This window comes from Caulobacter zeae, assembly GCF_002858925.1.
Classification (GTDB): domain Bacteria; phylum Pseudomonadota; class Alphaproteobacteria; order Caulobacterales; family Caulobacteraceae; genus Caulobacter; species Caulobacter zeae.
In genome coordinates, this window is sequence record NZ_PJRS01000001.1 from 12,113 (window position 1) to 33,206 (window position 21,094).

Annotated in this window: 19 protein-coding genes; 10 read left to right on the forward strand and 9 right to left on the reverse strand. The window is 69.3% G+C overall.

What is annotated here, in order from left to right; genetic code table 11:
* Positions 1-3 precede the first annotated feature (3 nt).
* Both SGCZBJ_RS00085 and SGCZBJ_RS25210 read left to right on the forward strand, forming a co-directional pair.
* Complete coding sequence (locus SGCZBJ_RS00085; RefSeq protein ID WP_101716006.1) at positions 4-1,263, forward strand: patatin-like phospholipase family protein; 1,260 nt, start codon at positions 4-6, stop codon at positions 1,261-1,263.
* 93 nt (positions 1,264-1,356) lie between these two features.
* Entirely contained in the window at positions 1,357-1,818 is a 462-nt protein-coding gene (locus SGCZBJ_RS25210) for a copper-binding protein (RefSeq protein WP_117590359.1), read from the forward strand.
* A gap of 6 nt (positions 1,819-1,824) precedes the next feature.
* Here SGCZBJ_RS25210 and SGCZBJ_RS00100 read toward each other — a convergent pair whose 3' ends face one another.
* Complete coding sequence (locus SGCZBJ_RS00100) at positions 1,825-2,559, reverse strand: SDR family NAD(P)-dependent oxidoreductase (protein ID WP_101716008.1); 735 nt, start codon at positions 2,557-2,559, stop codon at positions 1,825-1,827.
* Positions 2,560-2,663: 104 nt separating this feature from the next.
* On the opposite strand from SGCZBJ_RS00100, the gene SGCZBJ_RS00105 reads away from it, so the two are divergent.
* Positions 2,664-3,065, forward strand: a complete 402-nt coding sequence (locus SGCZBJ_RS00105) for a winged helix-turn-helix transcriptional regulator (RefSeq protein ID WP_101716009.1) — start codon at positions 2,664-2,666, stop codon at positions 3,063-3,065.
* A 167-nt stretch (positions 3,066-3,232) separates the two neighbouring features.
* Here SGCZBJ_RS00105 and SGCZBJ_RS00110 read toward each other — a convergent pair whose 3' ends face one another.
* The 6 genes from SGCZBJ_RS00110 to SGCZBJ_RS00135 form a co-directional block, all read right to left on the reverse strand.
* The gene (locus tag SGCZBJ_RS00110) at positions 3,233-3,556 is read right to left on the reverse strand and encodes a hypothetical protein (protein WP_101716010.1); all 324 of its coding nucleotides are present in this window, start codon (positions 3,554-3,556) and stop codon (positions 3,233-3,235) included.
* A gap of 95 nt (positions 3,557-3,651) precedes the next feature.
* Entirely contained in the window at positions 3,652-4,629 is a 978-nt protein-coding gene (locus SGCZBJ_RS00115) for a lipid A-modifier LpxR family protein (protein ID WP_101716011.1), read from the reverse strand.
* 215 nt (positions 4,630-4,844) lie between these two features.
* A complete protein-coding gene (locus SGCZBJ_RS00120; protein ID WP_101716118.1) occupies positions 4,845-6,719 on the reverse strand; it encodes a ribonucleoside-diphosphate reductase subunit alpha in 1,875 nt (624 codons plus the stop codon).
* 624 nt (positions 6,720-7,343) lie between these two features.
* The gene (locus tag SGCZBJ_RS00125; RefSeq protein ID WP_101716012.1) at positions 7,344-8,555 is read right to left on the reverse strand and encodes an OmpA family protein; all 1,212 of its coding nucleotides are present in this window, start codon (positions 8,553-8,555) and stop codon (positions 7,344-7,346) included.
* A 350-nt stretch (positions 8,556-8,905) separates the two neighbouring features.
* A complete protein-coding gene (locus tag SGCZBJ_RS00130; RefSeq protein WP_101716013.1) occupies positions 8,906-10,684 on the reverse strand; it encodes a cation:proton antiporter domain-containing protein in 1,779 nt (592 codons plus the stop codon).
* 32 nt (positions 10,685-10,716) lie between these two features.
* Positions 10,717-10,977: a helix-turn-helix domain-containing protein gene (locus SGCZBJ_RS00135; RefSeq protein WP_101716119.1), complete on the reverse strand. Its 261-nt coding sequence runs from the start codon at positions 10,975-10,977 to the stop codon at positions 10,717-10,719.
* A 71-nt stretch (positions 10,978-11,048) separates the two neighbouring features.
* Here SGCZBJ_RS00135 and ybaL point away from each other — a divergent pair, with 71 nt between their 5' ends.
* Positions 11,049-12,698, forward strand: a complete 1,650-nt coding sequence (gene ybaL / locus SGCZBJ_RS00140; RefSeq protein WP_101716014.1) for a YbaL family putative K(+) efflux transporter — start codon at positions 11,049-11,051, stop codon at positions 12,696-12,698.
* A 179-nt stretch (positions 12,699-12,877) separates the two neighbouring features.
* Here the strand turns inward: ybaL and SGCZBJ_RS00145 are convergent, their stop codons facing one another.
* On the reverse strand, positions 12,878-13,669 hold the full coding sequence (locus SGCZBJ_RS00145) for a TerC family protein (RefSeq protein WP_101716015.1): 792 nt from the start codon (positions 13,667-13,669) through the stop codon (positions 12,878-12,880).
* Positions 13,670-13,786: 117 nt separating this feature from the next.
* Between SGCZBJ_RS00145 and SGCZBJ_RS00150 the strand changes: the two genes are divergently transcribed.
* From SGCZBJ_RS00150 to SGCZBJ_RS00170, 5 genes are all read left to right on the forward strand, one after another.
* Positions 13,787-14,884, forward strand: coding sequence for an acyltransferase family protein (locus SGCZBJ_RS00150; RefSeq protein ID WP_101716016.1), 1,098 nt, complete (start codon positions 13,787-13,789; stop codon positions 14,882-14,884).
* A 69-nt stretch (positions 14,885-14,953) separates the two neighbouring features.
* Positions 14,954-15,640, forward strand: coding sequence for a CHAP domain-containing protein (locus SGCZBJ_RS00155; protein ID WP_101716017.1), 687 nt, complete (start codon positions 14,954-14,956; stop codon positions 15,638-15,640).
* An 83-nt stretch (positions 15,641-15,723) separates the two neighbouring features.
* Positions 15,724-16,683, forward strand: a complete 960-nt coding sequence (locus SGCZBJ_RS00160) for a magnesium transporter CorA family protein (protein WP_101716018.1) — start codon at positions 15,724-15,726, stop codon at positions 16,681-16,683.
* Between the two features lie 80 nt (positions 16,684-16,763).
* A complete protein-coding gene (locus SGCZBJ_RS00165) occupies positions 16,764-18,011 on the forward strand; it encodes a pentapeptide repeat-containing protein (RefSeq protein ID WP_101716019.1) in 1,248 nt (415 codons plus the stop codon).
* A gap of 75 nt (positions 18,012-18,086) precedes the next feature.
* The gene (locus tag SGCZBJ_RS00170; RefSeq protein WP_101716020.1) at positions 18,087-19,187 is read left to right on the forward strand and encodes an SGNH/GDSL hydrolase family protein; all 1,101 of its coding nucleotides are present in this window, start codon (positions 18,087-18,089) and stop codon (positions 19,185-19,187) included.
* Positions 19,188-19,320: 133 nt separating this feature from the next.
* Here the strand turns inward: SGCZBJ_RS00170 and SGCZBJ_RS00175 are convergent, their stop codons facing one another.
* Positions 19,321-20,178 (reverse strand): crotonase/enoyl-CoA hydratase family protein, encoded by an 858-nt coding sequence (locus SGCZBJ_RS00175; RefSeq protein WP_101716021.1) that lies wholly within the window; start codon positions 20,176-20,178, stop codon positions 19,321-19,323.
* Between the two features lie 124 nt (positions 20,179-20,302).
* Here SGCZBJ_RS00175 and SGCZBJ_RS00180 point away from each other — a divergent pair, with 124 nt between their 5' ends.
* Positions 20,303-21,091: an SH3 domain-containing protein gene (locus tag SGCZBJ_RS00180; RefSeq protein ID WP_101716022.1), complete on the forward strand. Its 789-nt coding sequence runs from the start codon at positions 20,303-20,305 to the stop codon at positions 21,089-21,091.
* The last annotated feature ends 3 nt before the right edge of the window (positions 21,092-21,094 follow it).

Sequence of the window (21,094 nt, forward strand, 5' to 3'; positions counted from 1 at the left end):
CCCATGGAGCGCGGAGGGGACCGCGGGGCCGACAACAAGATCACCATCCAGGGCTTCTTCCGCGACTGGAAGGGCCCAGACCCGCTGCGCGGCAAGCGCCTGCCCGCCCCGCCCGCCGACGCCCACCATGTGGAGGCGGTCGACTTCCCCGGCGTGCGGCTGTCGATCGAACAGGCCGAGGACGCCCTGAAGGCCGCCGCCGACCGCCTGGCGCCGGTGCGCTCGCTGATCGGCGTCGACGAGTTCAACATCCTGGCCCTTTCCGGCGGCGCGGCCGGCGGCGCCTATGGCGCGGGCGTGCTGACGGGCCTGACCAAGGCCGGCCGACGGCCCGACTTCGCCATCGTCACCGGCGTCTCGACCGGCGCCCTGATCGCGCCGCTGGCCTTCCTGGGCTCGGCCTGGGACGACCGCCTGACCGAGGCCTATCTGGGCGGTCACGCCGCCGAACTGCTCAGCCTGCGTCGCCTTGCGCCGGCGCTCGGCCCCAGCATCTTCAAGGGCGAGAGCCTGGACGCCCTGGTCGAGCCCTTCGTCGACGAGGCGATGATCGACGCCGTGGCGGTCGAGCACGCCAAGGGCCGGCGGCTGCTGATCGCCACCACCAATCTCGACAACCAGCGGGCCTCGATCTGGGACATGGGGGCCATCGCCAGCCATGGCGGCCCGCAGGCGGTGAAGCTGTTCCGCGAGGTGCTGGTGGCCTCGGCCACCGTGCCGGGCCTGTTCCCGCCCAAGATGATCGAGGTCGAGGCCGACGGCCGGCGTCACCAGGAAATGCATGTCGACGGCGGGGTGGCCGCGCCGCTCTTCCTGATGCCCGACGCCCTGCTGCACTGGCGCAACCTGGGCCAGCGCCTGCGCCGGGGCCGGGTCTATGTCATCGTCAACACGGTGCTGGATCCCTCGCCGCGCTCGACCCCGCCCGGGGTGGCCTCGATCATGGGCCGCAGCTTCGAGACCATGCTGCGCTTTTCCTACCGCCAGGCCCTGAGCCTGGCCGAGGGCTTCTGCACCCGCCACAACCTGCCGCTCAGCGTGGCCTCGATCCCCGGCGACTTCGACGGCATCAACATGCTGCGCTTCGAGACGCCGACCATGCGGAAGATCTACGACGCGGCCGAGACCCTGGCGATGGAGGACAAGGTCTGGACCAGCCCGGCCCTGGAGCCGACCGGCTGGCGAGGCCTGTTCAAGCGGGCGAACAATCGGCCCAAGTCCGAGCCGGGCGCCAGCAGCCTGGATCCAGCCGCCGACGCCTGAGACCGCCGTCGTTTCAGGCCGGAAACCAAGCGCAGTCATCGCGCAGCACTGGGCCGCTAGGCAGGGCGGGTCCCAGCCACGCTCAATCCGGTCATGCGCAAGTTCATCCTCCCCGCCCTCGCCGTCGCCCTGCTCGCCACGAGCGCCCACGCCCAGCCGCCCGGCGGCGGTCGAGGCCCTGGCGGCGGCGGCCCGCCTCCCGGCGGCGCTGGCGGTCCCGGTGGAGGCCCGGGCGGGAGCAAGCAGGCCGATCTCGACAAGGTGGTGATCGTCGGCGTCGTGCGGGCCGTCGATCCCGCGGCCGAGCGGGTGACCATCGCCTACCAGGCCAACGAGGCCCTGAACTGGCCGGCCGGCGCCATGCCCTTCGCCACGGCCAGGCCGGGCATGCTGGGCGGCGTCGCGGTCGGCCAGACAGTGCGCTTCACCCTGTCGAACCATCGCATCGCCGCCTTCCTGCCGGAGGGAGTCCCGGGCGGTCCCGGCGCGCCTCCGCCGCCCGGCGACGCGGGCCCCGACGGCGGGAGCGACCGGCCCCCGCCGCCCCCGCGCTAGCCCGGCTCAGACCTGGGCCAGGCCGCCGTCGACGAACACCTCGCCGCCGGTCATGAAGCTGGAGTCCGACGAGGCCAGGAACGCGGCCACCGCGCCGGTCTCGGCCGGATCGCCCATGCGTCCCATCACGGTCGAGGCGCCCATGGCGGCGACGCCCTCCTCGCCCAGAACCTCCTGGGCCAGCTCGGTGGTGATCGGGCCGGGCGACATCACGTTGACGCGCACGCCCGTGCCGCGCAGGTCCAGCGCCCAGCTGCGCGCCAGGTTGCGCACCGCGGCCTTGGTGGCGCTGTAGATGCTGAAGGCCGGGGTGCCCATCACCCCGGTGCTCGACCCGGTCAGGATGATCGAGGCGCCCTGCCCCATCAGCGGCAGGGCCTTCTGCACGGTGAACACCAGGCCCTTCACATTGAGGTCGAAGATCTGGTCGTAATGCTCGACCGTGATCTCGCCGAGCGGCGCGAACGATCCCGTGCCGGCGTTGGCCAGCAGGATGTCGAGCCCGCCGCGCTCGGCTTTCACCGTCTCGTACAGGCGGTCCAGATCGGCCAGGTCGGTCACCGAGCCGCGCACGGCGCGGGCGTTGGGGCCCAGTTCCGTCAGGGCCGCGTCCAGCGCTTCCTGCCGGCGTCCGAAGATGTAGACGAACGCGCCTTCCTCGACGAAGCGCTTGGCCGCGCCCAGGCCGATACCGGTTGCGCCGCCGGTGATCACGGCGGTCTTGCCTTGAAGTCTGCTCATGTCTTGCCTCCTTTGCTGTGGCGGCAAGGGAGTTGGCGACCTACATACCTTTCAACAAGTATGCACCTTTTGGTAAGTGCCAAGAAAGTTCAGGTCCCGAGCACATGAGCGACGCCCCCCTCTGCGCGACCGGCTTCAGCTGCGGGCTGGACGCCACGCTTCGCGTGATCTCCGGCAAGTGGAAGCCGCTGATCCTCTATTTCCTGCTGCAAGGACCCACCCGCTATGGCGAACTGCGCCGGGCCGTGCGCGGGGTCAGCGACAAGGTGCTGATCCAGCAACTCAAGGAGCTGGAGGGCGACGACCTGGTCGTGCGCACCGACTACAAGGAGGTGCCGCCCAGGGTCGATTACAGCTTGACCCCGCTGGGGCTGAGCCTGACCCAGGCGCTGGAGCCGCTGTGCCTGTGGGGAACCGAGAACATGGCCGAGGTGGCCCGGGTGCTGGCCCAGCGCCAGAGCTGGCCGGGACGCGAAAGAGAGTCCAGCGCCCCTTCAGCTTCCTGAGATCGTAGTCCCGGCCGTACGCCCGCAAACGGGCGGGAGCGCCGGGACCCAGGCGCAGCGCCCGATCGCCTGGGTCGCGGATAAGCACTGCGCGCTTTCCGGGATGACGACTTTGGGTGTTTCGATCTTTCGCGTCGCGTCCATCGGACACGGACGCGAAACCTGCCTCAGCCGGCCTTCTTCAGGTGACGGGCGCGCAGCTTGGCGACGTTCGGCGGGTCGGCGCGGAAGTCCGAGGCCAGGCCAAGGCGGGCGTTGCACGAGGGGCAGCGCACGTGGTCGCCATCCTCCAGTTCGGCCGGCGGGTCAAAGCGGGTGCCGCAGGGCTTGCACTTCCAGTCGCCGACGGCCGGAGGCGGCGGCGGGGCCGGCTCGGGGGTCACCACCTTGACGGCCTTCTGCAGCCGCTCCAGCGGCGGCGGGCCGCCAGGCGCGGCGACGCCGCTCTTCAGGCTCAGGATCTTGCGGCGCGGGGGCTCGCTCTCGCTCATGACGCTCGACGATTTTGCGGACGGATCGACGCTAGCTGCATGATCGCGGCCGGAAACTCAAGCGCCGCGAGGCCGCAGCGCAAATCAAACGCCGGTCACCAATGCGGTTTCAGGCTGAACGACAGGGCCACGACCGAGTCTTCCTGGGTCGCCATGCCCATGATCTGGTCCTTGGACTTGATCTCGCGGCGGATGTAACCGACCGAGGCCTGCATCGGCCCGCGACGCCAGCCCACGCCCGCCTGGGCGTCGCCGACCAGGCGGCTGCCGGTGTCGGAGGTGACGCCGGCCCGGGTCCAGTCGCCATCCTGGCCGCGCAGCAGGTTCATGCCGACCAGCTGGCCGCTGGCGCCGGCGAACAGGTACCAGCGCCCGCGGTCGCCGAAGGTCTGGCGGCCATCACGCACGCCAAGGCCGCTGATCACCCGGTCCTCGACGCTCTTGCCGATGCGGACCATGCCGCCGGCCTCGGCCGAACCGCCGGCCCCGCCGAAGCCCAGGCCCGCGTGCGGCGTGAAGTCGACCGCCAGCTTGCCGGCGCCGAACTTGACCGCCGCCGGCCAGCCGCGCGAGACGCTGACGTCGACACTGTCGGCGTCGAAATTGGCCGTGCCCGGACGCACGAGGGTCAACGGCGCGCTCTGGGCCAGCCGCGAGGAGCTGGCGACCGACACGCGCACGGAATCGACGCTGTGGCCGTTGTCGCCGACCACATAGCTGCCCGAGCGCCAGCTGACCGGCCCGCGCGCGTCGTAGTAGCGATCGGCGTCCAGCAGGTTGGCGTCGCCATAGAGACCCGCCGGCGAGACCGCGAACGGCTCGCCCTCGGCCTCGGTGGCCCGGGAGTCGACCGGACGGGCGGCGAAGGCCGCGACCGACGGCGCGGCGGCCTGCGAGGGCTCGCGACGCGTCAGATCCAGCTTCTGCAAGGTAGGCGTAAGAGTCGGCGCCGCGGCGGCCGGCCTGGCCGTCGCCTTGCGCTTGCCCTTCCGGACAGCAGCTTCCGACGATGCCGCGGACAGCGCCAAACTGGCGCCGCAGCACGTCGCGATCGTCACGCAAACGATACGCATTGCGGATTCCCCAATCCCAATCCTGCCCACCGTATCCGCCTGATCGGATACGTCCACCGGGAAAACGCCGGCGTTCGGTGAACAGCTTGTGACGGTAATTGTTCCGCACAGAAAAACAGCGGCGCGATGTGTCGCGCCGCTGTGGTTAATCGTCGCTGGAGCGGAGCGGGCGGGCGGCGAAACCGCCAGCGCCTTCGCTGCCGCGCGCTACCGCCTTACTGGCAGGCGAGGCATTCCTCATAGTCGGTCTTGCCCGGGGCGTCGAAGCCGCCGGTGACCGCCTCCTCCTTGCCGTCGGCGCCGGCGTAGGCCGCGCGCTGAACCGACTTGGAGCGCAGGTAATAGAGGCTTTTGACGCCGCGTTCCCAGGCCATCCAGTGCAGCATGTGCAGGTCCCACTTGTCGACGTCGCCCGGCAGGAAGACGTTGACCGACTGGCTCTGGCAGATTTCCGGCGTGCGGTCGGCGGCCAGTTCGACCACCCAGCGCTGGTCCAGTTCGAAGGCGGTCTTGTAGACGTCCTTCTCGTCCTGGCTCAGGAACTCCAGGTGCTGGACCGAGCCTTCGTTCTCCAGGATCGAGCCCCAGACCACGTCGGTGTTCTGGCCCTTCTCCTCGAGCAGCTTCTCCAGATAGGGGTTCTTCACCGCAAACGAGCCCGACAGGGTCTTGTGGGTGTAGATGTTGGCCGGGATCGGCTCGATGCCGGCCGAGGTGCCGCCGCAGATGATCGAGATCGAGGCGGTCGGGGCGATGGCCAGCTTGTGCGAGAAGCGCTCCTTGGAGCCGCGATCGGCGGCGTCCGGGCACGGACCCTTTTCCTCGCCCAGCGCCAGGCTGGCCTTGTCGGCCTCGCGGCGCAGGTGCTTGAACATCCGCATGTTCCAGCTCTTGGCCAGGGCGCTCTCGAACGGAACGTTCTGGCTTTGCAGGAACGAGTGGAAGCCCATCAGGCCCAGGCCCACCGAACGCTCGCGCATGGCGGCGTAGGCGGCGGTCGAGGCCGCGTCCGGGGCGCGATCGATGAAGTCCTGCAGGACGTTGTCGAGGAAGCGCATGACGTCCTCGATGAAGGTCGGGTGGTCGCGCCACTCCAGGAAGGTCTCGGCGTTCACCGACGACAGGCAGCACACCGCGGTGCGTTCCTGGCCCAGGTGGTCGGTGCCGGTGTGCAGCATGATCTCGCTGCACAGGTTCGACTGGCGCACCTTCAGGCCCAGCTCGCGCTGGAACGACGGCATGGCGCGGTTCACGCTGTCGGAGAAGATCAGATAGGGCTCGCCGGTCTGCAGGCGCAGCTCGAGGATCTTCTGCCACAGGCCGCGGGCGTCGACCTCACGCAGGACTTCGTTGGTCTTGGGCGAGCGCAGGCCGAACTTCTGGCCGTCGCGCACGGCGTGCATGAACTCGTCAGAGATCGAGATGCCGTGGTGCAGGTTCAGGGACTTGCGGTTGAAGTCGCCCGAGGCCTTGCGGATCTCGAGGAACTCTTCGATTTCCGGGTGGTGGATGTCGAGATAGACGGCCGCCGAACCACGGCGCAGCGAGCCCTGCGAAATGGCCAGCGTCAGGCTGTCCATCACGCGGATGAAGGGGATGATGCCCGAGGTCTGGCCCTGGCCCTTGACCTTCTCGCCGATCGAGCGGACGCCGCCCCAGTAGGTGCCGATGCCGCCGCCGTTGGCCGCCAGCCAGACGTTCTCGTTCCAGACGCCCAGGATGCCGTCGAGGCTGTCGTTGACGGCGTTGAGGAAGCAGCTGATCGGCAGGCCGCGATCGGCGCCGCCGTTGCTGAGCACCGGGGTGGCCGGCATGAACCACAGGCGGCTCATGTAGTCATAGACACGCTGGGCGTGGTCGGCGTCGTCGGCGAAGGCCGTCGACACCCGCGCGAACATGTCCTGGTAGGACTCGCCCGGCAGCAGATAGCGGTCTTCCAGCGTGGTCTTGCCGAAATCGGTCAGGAGCGCGTCGCGCGAACGGTCCACCTGGACCTTGCGCACCAGCGCCAGCGCCGGACGTTCCTTGAAGGCCGACGCAGGGCGCGCGGCAGGTTGAATCTTGGTCGCTTCACCAGCGGTCATGAGCAGAACCCGTCCATTTACCATGCGCTTGCGAGAAGCCGTCCGCTTCCCACCAAGCCGCTAGATATAGTAGGGCGTTGCGCCCCCAGAGCCCATATATGGGGCCACAGACCCAGCCTCTTCGTCAACGGGTGGATGCGCTCGCGAAGCGAGTTTTTCGTTAACAAGCTGTGAACGCCTGAAGGTTCTCCGTGCGGATCAAGGGGTTGCCCACATGAGAATTTTTCGCCGCGTCACTGCGCCGCACCAGCGTTAACGAAGCTCCGCGACCGGAAGGCTCGGCCACCCGTCGATTCCGGATTCTTCGGAAGGGTTCGGAGCAAAAAAGAGCGGGGATATTTGGGGCGGTTGGGAGAGGGACGAGCTCCATACATATACCGGCAGCATGCCGAGATATGCACGAGACCGGCCCCGCTCCTCCCTCGCTTTAGCGGGGGAGGTAGCGCGCTGCGGATACGCAGCGTGACGGAGGGGGCGAGGGACGGAGCGCCGAGCCCAGTCCCGCCCCCTCCACCACTTCGTGGCCCCCTCCCCCGCAAGCGGGAGAGGATCCAAAGCAAAAGGCCCCGGAGTTTTCTCCGGGGCCTTCGCATTCGTCGGGAAGCCTGAGACTTCCGTCCGACCTCGATCTTAGAAGTTGATCGAGATGGTCGAACGACGGTTCAGCGGTTCCTTCACGCCGTCGCCGGTGGCGACGGCCGGGGCGGTTTCGCCCTTCCAGTCGACCGCCAGGGTCTGCTGGGCGACGCCCAGGCCGACCAGGGCGTCAGCCACGGCCTTCGCACGACGTTCCGACAGGCGGACGTTGTACTTCGGCGAGCCCGAGGTGTCGGTGTGACCGACGACCACGATGCGGGTGGCCTTGCCGTCGTTGGCGTACTTGGCCGCTTCCGAAACCACCGACTGGGCTTCCGGCGTCAGCACGTACTGATCGAACGGGAAGTAGACGATGAATTCCTTGGCCTCGAACGGCGCCGGAGCCGGCGGAGGCGGCGGAGGCGGGGGAGGCGGCGGGGGCGGAGGCGGAGGAGGCGGCGGCGGCGGCGGCGGCGGCGGCGGCGGCGGCGGAGCCGCGAACGAGTACCGCAGGCCGACCGTCAGCGACTGGTCCTTGTACTGGCCTTCGAAGGTGCCGGGTTGCAGCGAGTGCGAACCGGTCGACTTCCAGCTGTGGTCGTCGGTGGCGAAGTAACGGTAGGTGACGTCGAGCTTCAGCTTGTCGGTCGCCTTCCAGGCCAGGCCGGCGATGCCCTGCCAGGCGATGGCGATGTCGTCGTCGTCGACGGTCAGGTTCTGGATGGCCGGGTTGGCCGTCGTGAACGGGGCGCGCACGCCGCTGAACTGACCCAGGGTCTTGACGTCCAGGCGGTTGACGCCGAGGCCGGCGCCGACGAACGGGTTGATCTTGGCGTCCGGCGCGAAGTCGTACAGGACGTTGAACATCAGCGACCACGACTCGATCGAGCCTTCCGGCGAACCGCAGTTCGGGGTCGTGGCCGTGCGGGTCACGCCCGGGGTGCAGAGCGCGATCGGCTGCTGACGGACGGGGTTGCCGCGGACGCCTTCCAGGTCGCCCGGACGGTAGCCGCCTTCGAGTTCAGCGCGCCAGTTCGGGGTGAACTGGTAGCCCAGACGCACGAAACCGGCCCAGTCGCTCTCCGACTTCCAGGTCCAGTGATAGTGAGCGCCATCCGGAGCGTTGGCGTCCGACTCGCTGTTGATGCCCGTCGGCCAGTGGTAGCCGAGGTCGACCGCGCCGTACCAGCCGGTCTCTTGGGCCGAAGCGCCCGACGCGGCGAACACCGCGGCCAGGGCGGCTCCCGCCAGGAGTTTGAGTTTCATATCAAGAGCCCTCTATTGCCCTGCTCGGCCCAACGGCCGAGCATCGTTATACCAAGGCGCGCGTCCCGCGAAAGTGTCGGCTCGGCAACACCGTCTAAAGTTTCACCGAGGCGGAAGTCCCCCGCGACACCTCGCGGTCACGCCTTGCGAATTCCCCGGCGCCGAGTTCGGCGGCGAGGTCTCCTCGAAAGGCGCCCGCGCCCCTCGGTTCGCACGCAAAGCGTTTCCGCGCAAGGCCTTCCGTAGCGTCCGGCAGGCCTGAGACGCTGAAAAACAACGCAAACAGTCAAGTTTTGGGCACGGTGTCGGGATACCCCCGCCGCCGAACGGCGCATCGACGCCCCCGCGCCTCAGCCCGCGTCGCGCAGCCGCCGCCGGCGCCCGCCGAGGGCGTCGGGCCGGTTGAGCACCTTGCGATACTCGTCGCGGCGTTCGTGGATGGAGGCGATCACCAGGCCCATCGGCACCCCGATGTCGACCAGAACGGCCTCCGAAAGCTGCAACGACGCCTCGATGGTCTCGGGCACGGCGTCGGTGGCGCCCAGTTCGTAGAGCCGCGCGGCGTGGCGGGCGTCGCGGGCGCGGGCGACGATGGTAAGGTCGGGCCGGTGGCCGCGGGCGGCCTCGACCACCGCCTCGGCGGCTTCCGGACCATCCATGGTGACGACCACCGCCCGGGCGTGGTCGAGGCCGCAGCGCTCGAGCAGCTCGACCCGCGCGGCGTCGCCGAAATAGACCCGGTGGCCGGCGCGGCGGCCCTGCTCCACCAGGCGCGGATCGCGGTCGATGGCGATCCAGGGCAGGTCGTGGCGGTCGAGCATCTCGCCCACCAGCCGGCCGACGCGGCCAAAGCCCACCACCAGCACCCGCCCCTTGGGCTCCTCCACCGACAGGTCGACGCCGTCCGGCGCCTCGGTGGTCTCGGCCGGGGCCTTGCGCCCCAGCCGCGCGCCGACCCCGGTCAGCACCGGGATCAGGAACATGGTCAGGGTGGCGGCCACCAGCACCGCCTGGCCGATGGCCGGTTCGACGACCTCGGCGTCCATCGCGTTGGCCAACAGCACGAAGGCGAACTCGCCGCCGGCCGCCAGGGCCAGGGCCGCCTCGCCCGAGGCGCGGTTGGACAGGCCGAAAAGCTTGCCCAGGCCGAACACCATCGCCGCCTTCACCGCCACCAGCCCGACCGCCGTGCCCAGCACCAGCACCGGCGAGGCGACCAGCAGCGACAGGTCCAGGCGGATGCCCAGCGACACGAAGAACAGCGACAGCAGAAGGCCCTTGAACGGCTCGATCTTGACCTCGACCTCGTGGCGATACTCGGTCTCGGCCAACAGCACGCCGGCGACGAAGGCCCCCAGGGCCATCGACAGGCCCGACAGCGAACTGACCAGGCCCGCGCTGATGATCACCAGCAGGCAGGCGGCCATGAACATCTCTTCGCTCTTGGCCTTGGCGACCGAGCGCATCATCGGCCGCAGCGCCAGCCGCCCGACCAGCACGATGACCCCCAGGCCCAGCGCGGCCGGCAGCAGGGCCAGCAGGCCGCGGGCGTCGAACTCGCCATGGCCGCGCCCCAGTATGGCCAGGGTGATCAGGATCGGGGCCACCGCCAGGTCCTGGAACAGCAGGACCGAGAAGGTCGCCCGCCCCCCTTCGGCATGCAGCCGCTTGCGCTCGGCCAGCACTGGCACGGCGATGGCGGTTGAGGACAGGGTCAGGGCCGAGCCGATGGCCAGGGCCGCCACAGGCGTCTGGCCCAGCATCATCGCCACCGCGCCCAGCGCCAGCGAGCAGCCGATCACCTGGGCCGCGCCCAGGCCGAACACGTACTTGCGCAAGAGGCGCAGGCGCTCCCACGACAGCTCCAGGCCGATCATGAACAGCAGAAAGACGACGCCGAACTCGGCCAGCTGGCCGATCTCGTCGGGATTGTCGACGGTGACGTAGTCGAGCCACGGCGCGACGCCGATCAGCCGGCCAAGCCCGAACGGCCCCAGTATCACGCCGGCCAGCAGGAAGCCGAGGATGGGATTGATGCGAAGGCGCTTGAACAGCGGCGCGACAATCCCGGCCGTGGCCAGGAACAGGACCAGATCCTTGTAGTCCGCCGGTGAAACCTCGTGGTTCAACGCCCCCGCCCCTCCTCGATAGGTTCCTGCCTCTAGTCGACGACCATCTTCAGCCGCACGCCAGGACCGGGCTCGCCGGTCTCCGCCGCCGGGATCAGCACCGCGCCGCCCGTCTCCAGCGCCTCGATGAGGAGCCTTTCGGTGCTATGGTGCAAGGCGTGGCGCTCGGTCTCGAAGTCCTTGACCGTGCTGCGCGACACCCCCGCCTTGTCCGCGAGCTCGCCCTGCGACCAGTTGAGCAGCCCGCGGGCGCCCCGACACTGGGCAGGAAGGAGAATTTTTGCGTGTGGCATCTGGTATCCCACGGGTTCGTCACCCATAATGGGTGAGTACGCCCGAAAAAGATGACCGTCAAGGAGGCCCTTTGCACCACACCTCGCTGATCGCCACCATCGTCGCGGGCCTGGGCCTGGCTTTCGTCTTTGGCGCGCTCGCCAATCGGTTGAAGCTGCCGGTGCTGGTCGGGTACCTGCTGGCGGGCGTCATCGTCGGCCCCTTCACCCCGGGCTACGTCGCCGACCAGGAACTGGCCCCGCAGCTGGCAGAGATCGGCGTCATCCTGCTGATGTTCGGCGTGGGCCTGCACTTCTCGGTCAAGGACCTGATGGCGGTGCGCAAGATCGCCATCCCCGGCGCGGTGGCGCAGATCACCGCCGCCACCCTGATGGGCGTGGGCCTGGCCGTGGCGCTGGGCTGGGGTTGGGCCCCGGGCGTGGTGTTCGGCCTGGCCCTGTCGGTGGCCTCGACCGTGGTGCTGCTGCGCGCCCTGCAGGAGCGCCGGCTGATCGAGACCGACCGCGGCCGCATCGCCGTCGGGTGGCTGATTGTCGAGGACCTGGCCATGGTCCTGGCCCTGGTGCTGCTGCCGGCGCTGTCGGGCGTACTGGGCGGGACGGCCCCGGCCCACGCCTCGGGCGGCATCCTCGGCGCCTTCGCCCTGACCATCGGCAAGGTCGCCGCCTTCGTCGCCTTCATGCTGATCGTCGGCCGCCGGGTCATTCCGTGGATCCTGCACCGCATCGCCCACACCGGCTCGCGCGAGCTGTTCCGCCTGGCGGTGCTGGCCATCGCGCTGGGGGTGGCGTTCGGCTCGGCCGCGCTGTTCGGCGTGTCGTTCGCGCTGGGGGCGTTCTTCGCCGGCATGATCATGGCCGAGAGCGAGCTGTCGCATCAGGCCGCCAACGAGACCCTGCCGCTGCGCGACGCCTTCGCGGTGCTGTTCTTCGTCTCGATCGGCATGCTGTTCGACCCCATGGTGCTGCTGCGCGAGCCGCTGGCGGTGCTGGCCACCGTGGCGATCATCGTGCTGGGCAAGTCGGTGGCCGCCTATTTCATCGTCGTGGCCTTCAAGCGCCCGCGCAGCGTGGCCCTGACCATCTCGGTCAGCCTGGCCCAGATCGGCGAGTTCTCGTTCATCCTGGCGGGCCTGGGCGTGTCGCTGAAGCTGCTGCCGCCCGAAGGCCGCGACCTGATCCTGGCCGGCGCCATCCTGTCGATCCTGCTCAACCCGCTGCTGTTCGCCTGGCTCGACAAGGCCATGGTCAAGGTCTCGGCCCGCGAGGCGCCCCCGCCGGTGGCCGTCGCGGCCCAGCCGCACGCGGTGCTGGTCGGCTACGGCCGGGTGGGCAAGGCCGTAGCCGAGGGCCTGCGCAACCGCACGCCCCTGGTGGTCATCGAGGACGAGGTCGAACGCGCCGCCGAACTGCGCGAGGCCGGCTACGAGGTGGTGCAGGGCAACGCCGTGCGCCCCGAGGTGCTGATGAAGGCGGGCCTGGAAAAGGCCACCCACGTCTTCGTGGCGGTGCCCAGTCCGTTCGAGGCGGCGCGAATCATCGAGCAGGCCCGCGCGGCCAATCCCGACGCCAAGATCATCGCCCGCGCCTACACCGACGCCGACGTCGAGCTGCTGGGCCAGATGGGCGCCACCGAGGCCCTGATCGGCGAACAGGAGATCGCCCGGGGGATGCTCCAGCGCGCGCCCCGGCGACAGCCGCCGCCAGCTCCGGCGCACTAGGGGCCAAAAGAAACGCCGCGACAGCCAAAGCCGTCGCGGCGTTTTCGTTTATGGCTGCTGGATCCCCCTCAGTCGCTTCGCGACAGCTCCCCCATAAGGGGAGCATCCTGGCGCTCCGGATCCTCCCCCGCTGGGGGAGGTGGCCCGGAGGGGGGGGGGCTGCGCCCCGCCAGGGGCGACTACTCCTTCTTGTGCTTCCGCTCCGAGGCCCGGCGCGAGAGCATGTTCAGGCCCTCGACGCCGGCCGAGAAGGCCATGGCGGTGTAGATGTAGCCCTTGGGCACGTGCACCCCGAAACCCTCGGCGATCAGCACGGTGCCGATCATCAGCAGGAAGCCCAGGGCCAGCATGACCACGGTCGGGTTGGCGTTGATGAAGTTGCCCAGCGGGTCGGCGGCCAGCAGCATCACGGTCACGGCGGCGACCACGGCGATGACCATGATCGGCAGGTGGTCGGTCATGCCCACGGCGGTCAGGATCGAGTCGATCGAGAACACCAGGTCCAGCAGGATGATCTGGAAGATCGCCGCGCCGACGTTCGAGATTACGACGCCGGTCTTGTCGAGCACGTCGCCGCTCTCATGCTTGGGATCTACCGTGTGGTGGATCTCCTTGGTGGCTTTCCAGATCAGGAACAGGCCGCCGGCGATCAGGATCAGGTCGCGCCACGAGAAGGCGGTCTCGAAGGCCGGCTCGCCATGCGCGCCCAGCGGGCCGACGATGCCCAGGTTGAAGACCGGGGCGGTCAGGCCGACGATGAAGGCGATGGTCGACAGCAGGGCCAGGCGCATGATCAGCGCCAGCGAGATGCCGATGCGGCGCACGCGCTGGCGGTGCTCGGGCGGCAGCCGGTTCGACAGGATCGAGATGAAGACCAGGTTGTCGATCCCGAGGACGATTTCCATGGTCACCAGGGTGACGAGGGCGGCCCAGGCGCCCGGGTCGGTGGCGAGTTGAAGGAGTTCGTTCATGGGTCCCGGTTAGGCTGAGTGAGAATTGAGCAGGTCCCAGCCCGCCGCAGAGCCCGCCGCGGCCGCCAAACGGCGGTCGGCGAATTGCGGCGAAACTCGGACACGGAAGAAGCAGATATGCCTGACGCCGCCCATATCAAGCCCCTAACCGCTCTGCGGTTTTTCGCCGCCTTCTGGGTGGTGATGTTTCACTACTGGCCAAACCTCGCCGTGGCCGGTGCGGTTCCCGGCGTCGTGGCCAAGGGCTATCTGGGCGTCGAGGCCTTCTTCATCCTGTCGGGCTTCATCCTCTGCCACGTCTATCTGACGGCTTTCGGCGAGGGCCGGTTCGGCTATGGCGGCTTCCTGTGGAACCGGCTGGCGCGGGTCTATCCGCTGCACCTGTTCACCCTGGCGGGCGTCGGCGCCATGGCCCTCGCGGCCGGGGCCGTCGGCATCGCCGTCGACAAGAACATGCTGGCCTGGGACGCCCTGCCGGCCAACCTGCTGATGGTCCAGGCCTGGGGCTTCGCCCCCGTCTCGGGCTGGAACCACCCCTCGTGGTCGATCTCGGCCGAGTGGTTCGCCTATCTTTCCTTCCCGGCCTTCGCCTTCGTGGCCTGGCGCCTGCGCGCGCGGCCGCTGGTGCTGACCGGCGCGGCCCTGCTGCTGATCGCCGCCCTCTATCCCGCCTTCGAAAAGCTGGCCGGATTCCCGCTGACCGAGGCGACGATCCGCTGGGGCGCCCTGCGCATCGTGCCGTGCTTCTTCTACGGCTGCGCGCTCTACACTCTGTGGAAGAGCCAGGACGTCAGCCTGCGCGGCGCGGGAATCGGCGCCGCTTTCGCAGGCCTTCTTCTGCTCGCCACGGTGCAGCTTCAGGCGCCCGATGCGTTGATCGTGACCATTTTGGGCGGATTTATTCTATCCCTGGCGCGCCTGGCCAAGGCCGGTTCGACCTTCGCCTCGCAAAGCATGTTCGTGTATTTGGGCGAGATCAGCTACTCGACCTACATGATCTGCATTCCGTGGAAGATCCTGGCGATCAACGGTGCGGCAAAGTTGCTGAACATAGAGGGAGACAAACTGCCGCTGGCCGTCTGGGCGTTAATCGTCGCAGCCTTGATTCCACTGTCGGCGGCTTCCTATCACTTGGTGGAAAAGCCGGCCCGGGACTTCATGAAGTCTATAGCCAAACAGCGCCGTAGCGCGGCGGCAACCGCCACTGTGGCCTAATAAACACTCTTTTCATATTTTTCCGTCAGGGTTATCCCCCTACCCAGTGACGCGGGGGAGTACCCAAGCATGACGAAACGGAAGAGAGCCCTTTGGGGTTCCCTGGCCGCTGCGGCCATGATCAGCCTCGCGCCGATCTCGAGCGCCGTGGCCGACGGGTACTGGCAGTGCGTGCCCTTCGCCCGCCTGATGTCGGGCATCCAGATCTTCGGCGACGCCCGCACTTGGTGGGGCCAGGCCACCGGCAAGTACGAGACCGGTTTCACGCCCAAGGCCGGCGCCGTCCTCTGCTTCAAGCCCACCGGCCGCATGAACCTCGGCCACGTGGCCTTCGTTTCGCAAGTTCTCACCGACCGGGTGATCCAGGTCACCCACGCCAACTGGTCCGTCATGAACGGCGCCCGCGGCCAGGTCGAAAAGGACGTCACGGTCGTCGACGTCTCGCCGGAAGGCGACTGGAGCCAGGTCAAGGTCTGGTACGACCCGATCCGGGATCTCGGCACCACGGTCTATCCGACCCACGGCTTCATCTATCAGAACCAGCAGGCGATCACGATCGCCGCAGCCACCAGCAAGCTGGCGCTCGCCCAGAACGCCGCCGTGTCGCTGGCCAAGCAGGCCGCCAACCAGGTCGCCTCGTCGGTCCGCGCCAACCCGCTGGACATGATCAACCAGGCCGCCGATTCCACCGACCGCATCGCCGCCCTGATCGCCGCCGCCCAAGGCGACGACAAGCCGGCCCAGCAGCAGCGCTGATCTCCACACCGATCGACGCCCAGGTGCGTTGACGCGACCGGAAGCCCCTGCCACACCCGTGAGGTGAAGGTCCGGGTCGATCCATGCTGAGAGTTCTCCGACAAGGCGCCCCGGGCTTCGAACCCGGCGGCCAGACGCCCGACTGGCGGCTGCCGGCCGACGCCGTCTGGATCGAACTCGTCGACCCCACCCGCGCCGAGGAAGTGGCCGTCGAGCAGTCGATCGGCCTGTTGCTGCCCACCCGCGAGGAAATGGCCGAGATCGAGGCCTCCTCGCGCCTCTACCAGGAGGACGGCGGCACGTTCATGACCGCCACCATCCTGGTCAACGCCGAGGGCGAGCTGCCCACGGCCGCCCCGGTGACCTTCGTGCTGGCCGGCGACAAGCTGGTGACCATCCGCTACGTCGAGCCCCGCGCCTTCTCGGTGTTCGCCGCCCAGGCCGAGCGCCAGCCCAGCCTGTGCCCGCACGGCCCGCAGACCTTCCTTGGCCTGCTCGACGCCGTGGTCGACCGCACCGCCGACATCCTCGAGCGCACCGCCAGCGAGGTCGAGACCCAGTCGCGCGCCATCTTCGGCCGCCCGCGCGGCGTGGCCTTCGAAAAGATCCTCAGCCGCCTGGGCCGGGCCCAGAACGTCAACGCCAAGGCCCGCGACAGCCTGGTCAGCCTGGCGCGCCTGCTCAGCTTCGCCAGCCTCGCCGAGCAGTTCGAGGGCGACAAAGAGCTGCGCGACCACCTGAAATCGCTGCAACGCGACGTGCAGTCGATCACCGACCATTCCAGCTACCTGTCGGGCAACATCACCTTCCTGCTCGACGCGGCGCTGGGCTTCATCAACATCGAGCAGAACCAGATCTTCAAGATCTTCTCGGTGTTCTCGGTGGTGTTCCTGCCGCCCACCCTGATCGCCGGCATCTACGGGATGAACTTCCTGCACATGCCCGAGCTGGGCTGGAAGGAGGGCTACCCCATGGCCCTGGGCCTGATGCTGATCGCCGCCCTGGCGCCCCTGATCTGGTTCCGTCGAAAAGGCTGGCTGTGACTTGTTTCACAGACGAAAAACAAACCGTTCCTTAAGCGGATTTTCGGCATAAACGACCGGAACGCTTGATAAAAACAAACATGTCGCCCCTTCCCGCCGCATCGCCGCAGAGCCTGATCCGCAAGGCTCCCGCCGCCGCCGTCAAGGCCGCGGTGGAGGCGCACGGCCGTTACCTGAAGGGCCTGCCGGGCGGGCGGCGCGCGACCCTGGCCTATCTGGACCTGTCGCATTTCGAGCTCGACGGCGCGGACCTCTCCGAGGCCGACCTGACCGGCGCGCTGCTTGCCGGCGCCTCGCTGCGCGGGGCGGTGCTGGACCGGGCGGTGCTGTACGGCGCGGACCTGCGCGACGCCGACCTGCGCGGCGCGCGCCTGACCCGCGTCGACATGCGCGGGGCCTATCTGCGCGGCGCCAACCTGTCGGGCGCGGATCTTAGCGGCTGCGACCTGCGCGAGGGCCTGACCGCCGTGCAGGACGGGGCCGAGGGCTTCCGCCTGCTGCACCACGCCGAGGACGGCGCCGGCCTCGACTACGCCCTGCTGAAGGGCGCCAAGATGAGCGGGGCCCAGATGTCGGGCGCCTTCGCCCGCGCCGCCGACCTGACCGACGCCGACCTGTCGGGCGCCACGCTGTCGGGCGCGCGGCTGAACAACGCCACCATGAACCGGGTCGACCTGTCGGGCGCCGAGATCTTCGGAGCCGACCTGTCGGGCGCCCTGCTACGTCGCGCGGTGATGACCGGCGTCGACACCTCCGGCGCCAATCTGGAGGACGCCGACCTCGCCGAGGTGCTGCGCGCCCCGCCGCCGCTGATCTATGTCGACGACCAGCCGCTGCACGAACTGCTCGAGGCGCACGAGGCGTTCTGCGCCAGCGGCGGCGCCAAGGGCCGCGCGGCCAACATCCCGCAGGTCGACTTCCGTCCCCTGCGCCGCCTGAAGGGCCGCAAGCTGAGCGGTCTGGCCGCCCCCGGCGCAATCCTCTTCGGCATGGACCTGGAAGGCGTCGAACTGCAAGGCGCCAACCTGGTCGGCGCCGACCTGCGCGGCGCCAACCTGCGCAAGGCCGACCTGCGCGGCGCGCGCCTGGCCGACGCCGACCTGGCCCGCGCCGACCTGTCGGGCGCCAAGCTTGGCCCCCTGGTCATCGGCGAAGGCCGCGCCCTGCGCGCCGACCTCACCCGCGCCACCCTGCGCGGCGCCAACCTGTCGGGCGCCAGCGCCGCCCGCGCCCGCCTGATCGGCGCGGACCTGTCGCGCGCCAACCTCGCCGGTTGCGACCTGCGCGGGGCCGAGCTTCCCGAGGGGTTCGTTCCGCCCAAGGGCTGAGCGAATACCTTTTCCATCTTTCCTTATTGCCGCCACCCGCTACACGAGGGCCTTCGCACACGATGGGAGGGCGCGATGGGACTTCGAGGGCTTCTGACGGCCGCGGCTCTGGCCGCCCTGGTTCCCGTCCTTGCGCTGGCCCAGCCGCGCCTGGCCCCGGCCCCTGAAACCGCCGCCCTGACGCCCCTGCCCGCCCTGGCCGGCGGCCGCGTCGTGGCCGGCTCCGAAGGCTGGACCTACCAGTGGCCCAGCGCCCGCTTCGAGGCCGCCTTCGCCGGCGAGGCGGTGCTGTTCAAGGTCGGGGCCGGCGACCAGATCCTGCATCTTTCGATCGACGGCGCCCCGGTCGGCCGGCTGGTGAAGCCCACGCCGGGCCTCTACCGCATCGAAGGCCTGGCCAACGGCCGCCATCTGGCGGTCGCCAGCGTGGTAGGCGAGATGCAGGCCGCCCCGGCCCGCTTCGGCGGCTTCTTTCTAGAGGGCGGCCGCGCCCTGCCGCTGGCGCCGCCCCGCCGCCAGATCGAGTTCATCGGCGACTCCCACAGCGTCGGCTACGGCGACGCCTCCGAGGTCCGCGCCTGCCCGGGCGACGGGGTCTGGATGACCACGGACAACTCCATCGCGTTTGGCCCGCTGACCGCCCAGCGCTTCGGCGCCGAGCGCCAGGTCAACGCCATCTCGGGCCGGGGAATCGTGCGCAATTTCGACGGCATGGCCGGCGACACCCTGCCCCTGGCCTGGCCCAAGGCCCTGCTCGGCGCCGCGCCGGCCTACGCCAACGACGACTGGCGTCCGCAGGTGGTGGTGATCAACCTGGGCACCAACGACTTCTCCACCCCGCTGAAGGCCGGCGAGCCGTGGAAGGACCGTCAGGCCCTGCGCGACGACTATGTCGCGACCTACGTCCGCTTCGTGGGCGAAATCCGCGCCCGCCAGCCCCAGGCCTTCGTCATCCTGCTGGCCCCGCCCAGCGCCGAGAACGAGATCGCCGCCCAGGTCGACCGCGTCGCCGAGACCCTGAAGTCCGCCGGCGAGACCCGCCTGGCCGTCATCCCGCTGGGCGAGATGGAACTGACCGCCTGCGACTGGCACCCCTCGGCCCGCGACCAGCAGGGCATTTCCGACAAGCTGTCGGCGTTCATCGCCCAGCGGCCGGAACTCTGGCAGGGGCGGTAAGAGTAGATGCTCCCCCTCTGGGGGAGCTGTCGCGGAGCGACTGAGGGGGGAAGTTTTCAGCTGCCGCGGAAGCTGAAAACGTCCCCCCTCCGGCCCTTCGGGCCACCTCCCCCAGAGGGGGAGGATCTTTGCCCTAGATCCCCGCCTTGATCGGCGCGAGGTCCGGATACACCGGCTCGCGCTTTTGGGCCTTGGCGGCGAAGGCCTCGGCCATGTGCGGGCCGGCCAGCATGCCCGATTGCCAGACGGCCAGGTAGTCGAGGGTGTCGGCCACCGAATGGTCGCGGGCGTAGTTGATGATCACCTTGCTGCCGGTCACCGCCAGCGGGGTCTTCGACGCGATCTCGCGGGCCGTCTCCAGGGCGTGGGCGACCACCGCCTCGTGGCTGTCGAACACGGCGTTGACCAGGCCGAGCTCCAGCGCCTTCTGGGCCGGCAGCTTGCGGCCGGTATAGGCCAGCTCCTTGACCCAGCCCTCGGGGATCAGCTTGCACAGCCGCGGGAAGGTGCCGACGTCGGCGGTCATGCCGATGTTGATCTCCTGGATCACGAAATAGGCGTCGGCGGTGGCGTAGCGGATGTCGCAGGCGGTGGCGAAGTCGACCGCGCCGCCGATGCAGCCGCCCTGGATGGCCATGATCACCGGCATCCGCGCCCGCTCCAGGCACGAGAACGTCTCCTGCAGGCCCTTGACCTTGTGGCGGAAGGCCTCGGCGGCCACGTGGCGGTCGGCCGGCTCGCCGCCGGTGATGCCCTCGTCGGCGAACACCGACAGATCCATGCCGGCGCTGAAGTGCTTGCCGGTCGAGGAGATGACGATGGCCCGCACCCCGCCCTGTCGATCGAGGTCATTCACGATCGCCGGCAGCTCGCGCCAGAACGAACGCGTCATGCTGTTGAAGCTTTCCGCCCTTATCAGCTTCAGGTGAGCGACGCCCGCTTCGACCTCTACCTTAAAGCAGCTATAGTCGGACGGTGTTTCATTACCCATCGTCGCCTCCCTTATCATTGTTCACCTGAACGATAGCACGGGCGGCGGCGGCGACGTCAAATCCGGCGGACGCATCGTCCTTTCTGCACAGGACGACGATCCGCCCCGCGCAAGGAGCCACGTCATGAGCAAGTCCATCCCCGCCGCCCTGTCGATCGCGGCCCTGCTGGCCACGGGCCTGGCCGCGCCCACCCCCGTCCTGGCCCAGGGCAAGCCGCTGGGCGGCCTGTTCTCGTGCGACGCCGGCGGCGGCAAGCAGGAGGGCGGCGCCCTGATCGGAGCCGGCGTCGGCGCCCTGCTGGGCACCCAGGTGGCCAAGAACGAAAAGGGCCTGGGCGCCCTGGTCGGCGCGGCCGCCGGCGCGGCGGCGGGCTCGTACATCGGCTGCCGCATGCAGTCGACCGACACCGCCCGCGCCCAGGCCGCCACCAAGAAGGCGCTGGAGACCGGCCAGTCGCAGGCCTGGAGCAACCCGCGCACCGGGGCCTCGGGCCGCGTCGACGTGGTGGCCTCGACCTACGGCCCGCCGGTTCAGGGCGACTCGTTGCGCTTCGAACGCAACGTGCGACAACTTCCCAGCTACGACGCCGTTGGGGCCGACTACACCGTCCGCTCGACCGCCAACCTGCGCGCCGGCCCGTCGACCAGCGAGAGCGTGGTCGGCAAGCTGTCGGCCGGCGAACGCGTCGAGGTGCTGGGCGGCGTGCCCGGCTCGAACTGGCTGCTGGTCGGCCGCGGCGGCTACGGTGCGGGCTATGTCTCGAGCAGCCTGCTGACCGCCAGCGGCTACGGCCCCGAGCCGTCGTGCCGCACCATCGCCGCCTCGATCTCGACCCGCGGCCAGCGCCCGGCCACCGAGCGCTACAACGCCTGCAAGGACGGCCGCGGCGAGTGGCAGCTGACGCAGGTCTAGGCC

What these genes read in the sequence shown, in the direction of transcription:
- SGCZBJ_RS00085 (WP_101716006.1), top strand. Translation starts at nt 4, where the DNA reads ATGGAGCGCGGAGGGGACCGCGGGGCCGACAACAAGATCACCATCCAG.
- SGCZBJ_RS25210 (WP_117590359.1), top strand. Translation starts at nt 1,357, where the DNA reads ATGCGCAAGTTCATCCTCCCCGCCCTCGCCGTCGCCCTGCTCGCCACG.
- SGCZBJ_RS00100 (WP_101716008.1), bottom strand. Translation starts at nt 2,559, where the DNA reads ATGAGCAGACTTCAAGGCAAGACCGCCGTGATCACCGGCGGCGCAACC.
- SGCZBJ_RS00105 (WP_101716009.1), top strand. Translation starts at nt 2,664, where the DNA reads ATGAGCGACGCCCCCCTCTGCGCGACCGGCTTCAGCTGCGGGCTGGAC.
- SGCZBJ_RS00110 (WP_101716010.1), bottom strand. Translation starts at nt 3,556, where the DNA reads ATGAGCGAGAGCGAGCCCCCGCGCCGCAAGATCCTGAGCCTGAAGAGC.
- SGCZBJ_RS00115 (WP_101716011.1), bottom strand. Translation starts at nt 4,629, where the DNA reads ATGCGTATCGTTTGCGTGACGATCGCGACGTGCTGCGGCGCCAGTTTG.
- SGCZBJ_RS00125 (WP_101716012.1), bottom strand. Translation starts at nt 8,555, where the DNA reads ATGAAACTCAAACTCCTGGCGGGAGCCGCCCTGGCCGCGGTGTTCGCC.
- SGCZBJ_RS00135 (WP_101716119.1), bottom strand. Translation starts at nt 10,977, where the DNA reads ATGCCACACGCAAAAATTCTCCTTCCTGCCCAGTGTCGGGGCGCCCGC.
- SGCZBJ_RS00145 (WP_101716015.1), bottom strand. Translation starts at nt 13,669, where the DNA reads ATGAACGAACTCCTTCAACTCGCCACCGACCCGGGCGCCTGGGCCGCC.
- SGCZBJ_RS00150 (WP_101716016.1), top strand. Translation starts at nt 13,787, where the DNA reads ATGCCTGACGCCGCCCATATCAAGCCCCTAACCGCTCTGCGGTTTTTC.
- SGCZBJ_RS00155 (WP_101716017.1), top strand. Translation starts at nt 14,954, where the DNA reads ATGACGAAACGGAAGAGAGCCCTTTGGGGTTCCCTGGCCGCTGCGGCC.
- SGCZBJ_RS00160 (WP_101716018.1), top strand. Translation starts at nt 15,724, where the DNA reads ATGCTGAGAGTTCTCCGACAAGGCGCCCCGGGCTTCGAACCCGGCGGC.
- SGCZBJ_RS00165 (WP_101716019.1), top strand. Translation starts at nt 16,764, where the DNA reads ATGTCGCCCCTTCCCGCCGCATCGCCGCAGAGCCTGATCCGCAAGGCT.
- SGCZBJ_RS00170 (WP_101716020.1), top strand. Translation starts at nt 18,087, where the DNA reads ATGGGACTTCGAGGGCTTCTGACGGCCGCGGCTCTGGCCGCCCTGGTT.
- SGCZBJ_RS00175 (WP_101716021.1), bottom strand. Translation starts at nt 20,178, where the DNA reads ATGGGTAATGAAACACCGTCCGACTATAGCTGCTTTAAGGTAGAGGTC.
- SGCZBJ_RS00180 (WP_101716022.1), top strand. Translation starts at nt 20,303, where the DNA reads ATGAGCAAGTCCATCCCCGCCGCCCTGTCGATCGCGGCCCTGCTGGCC.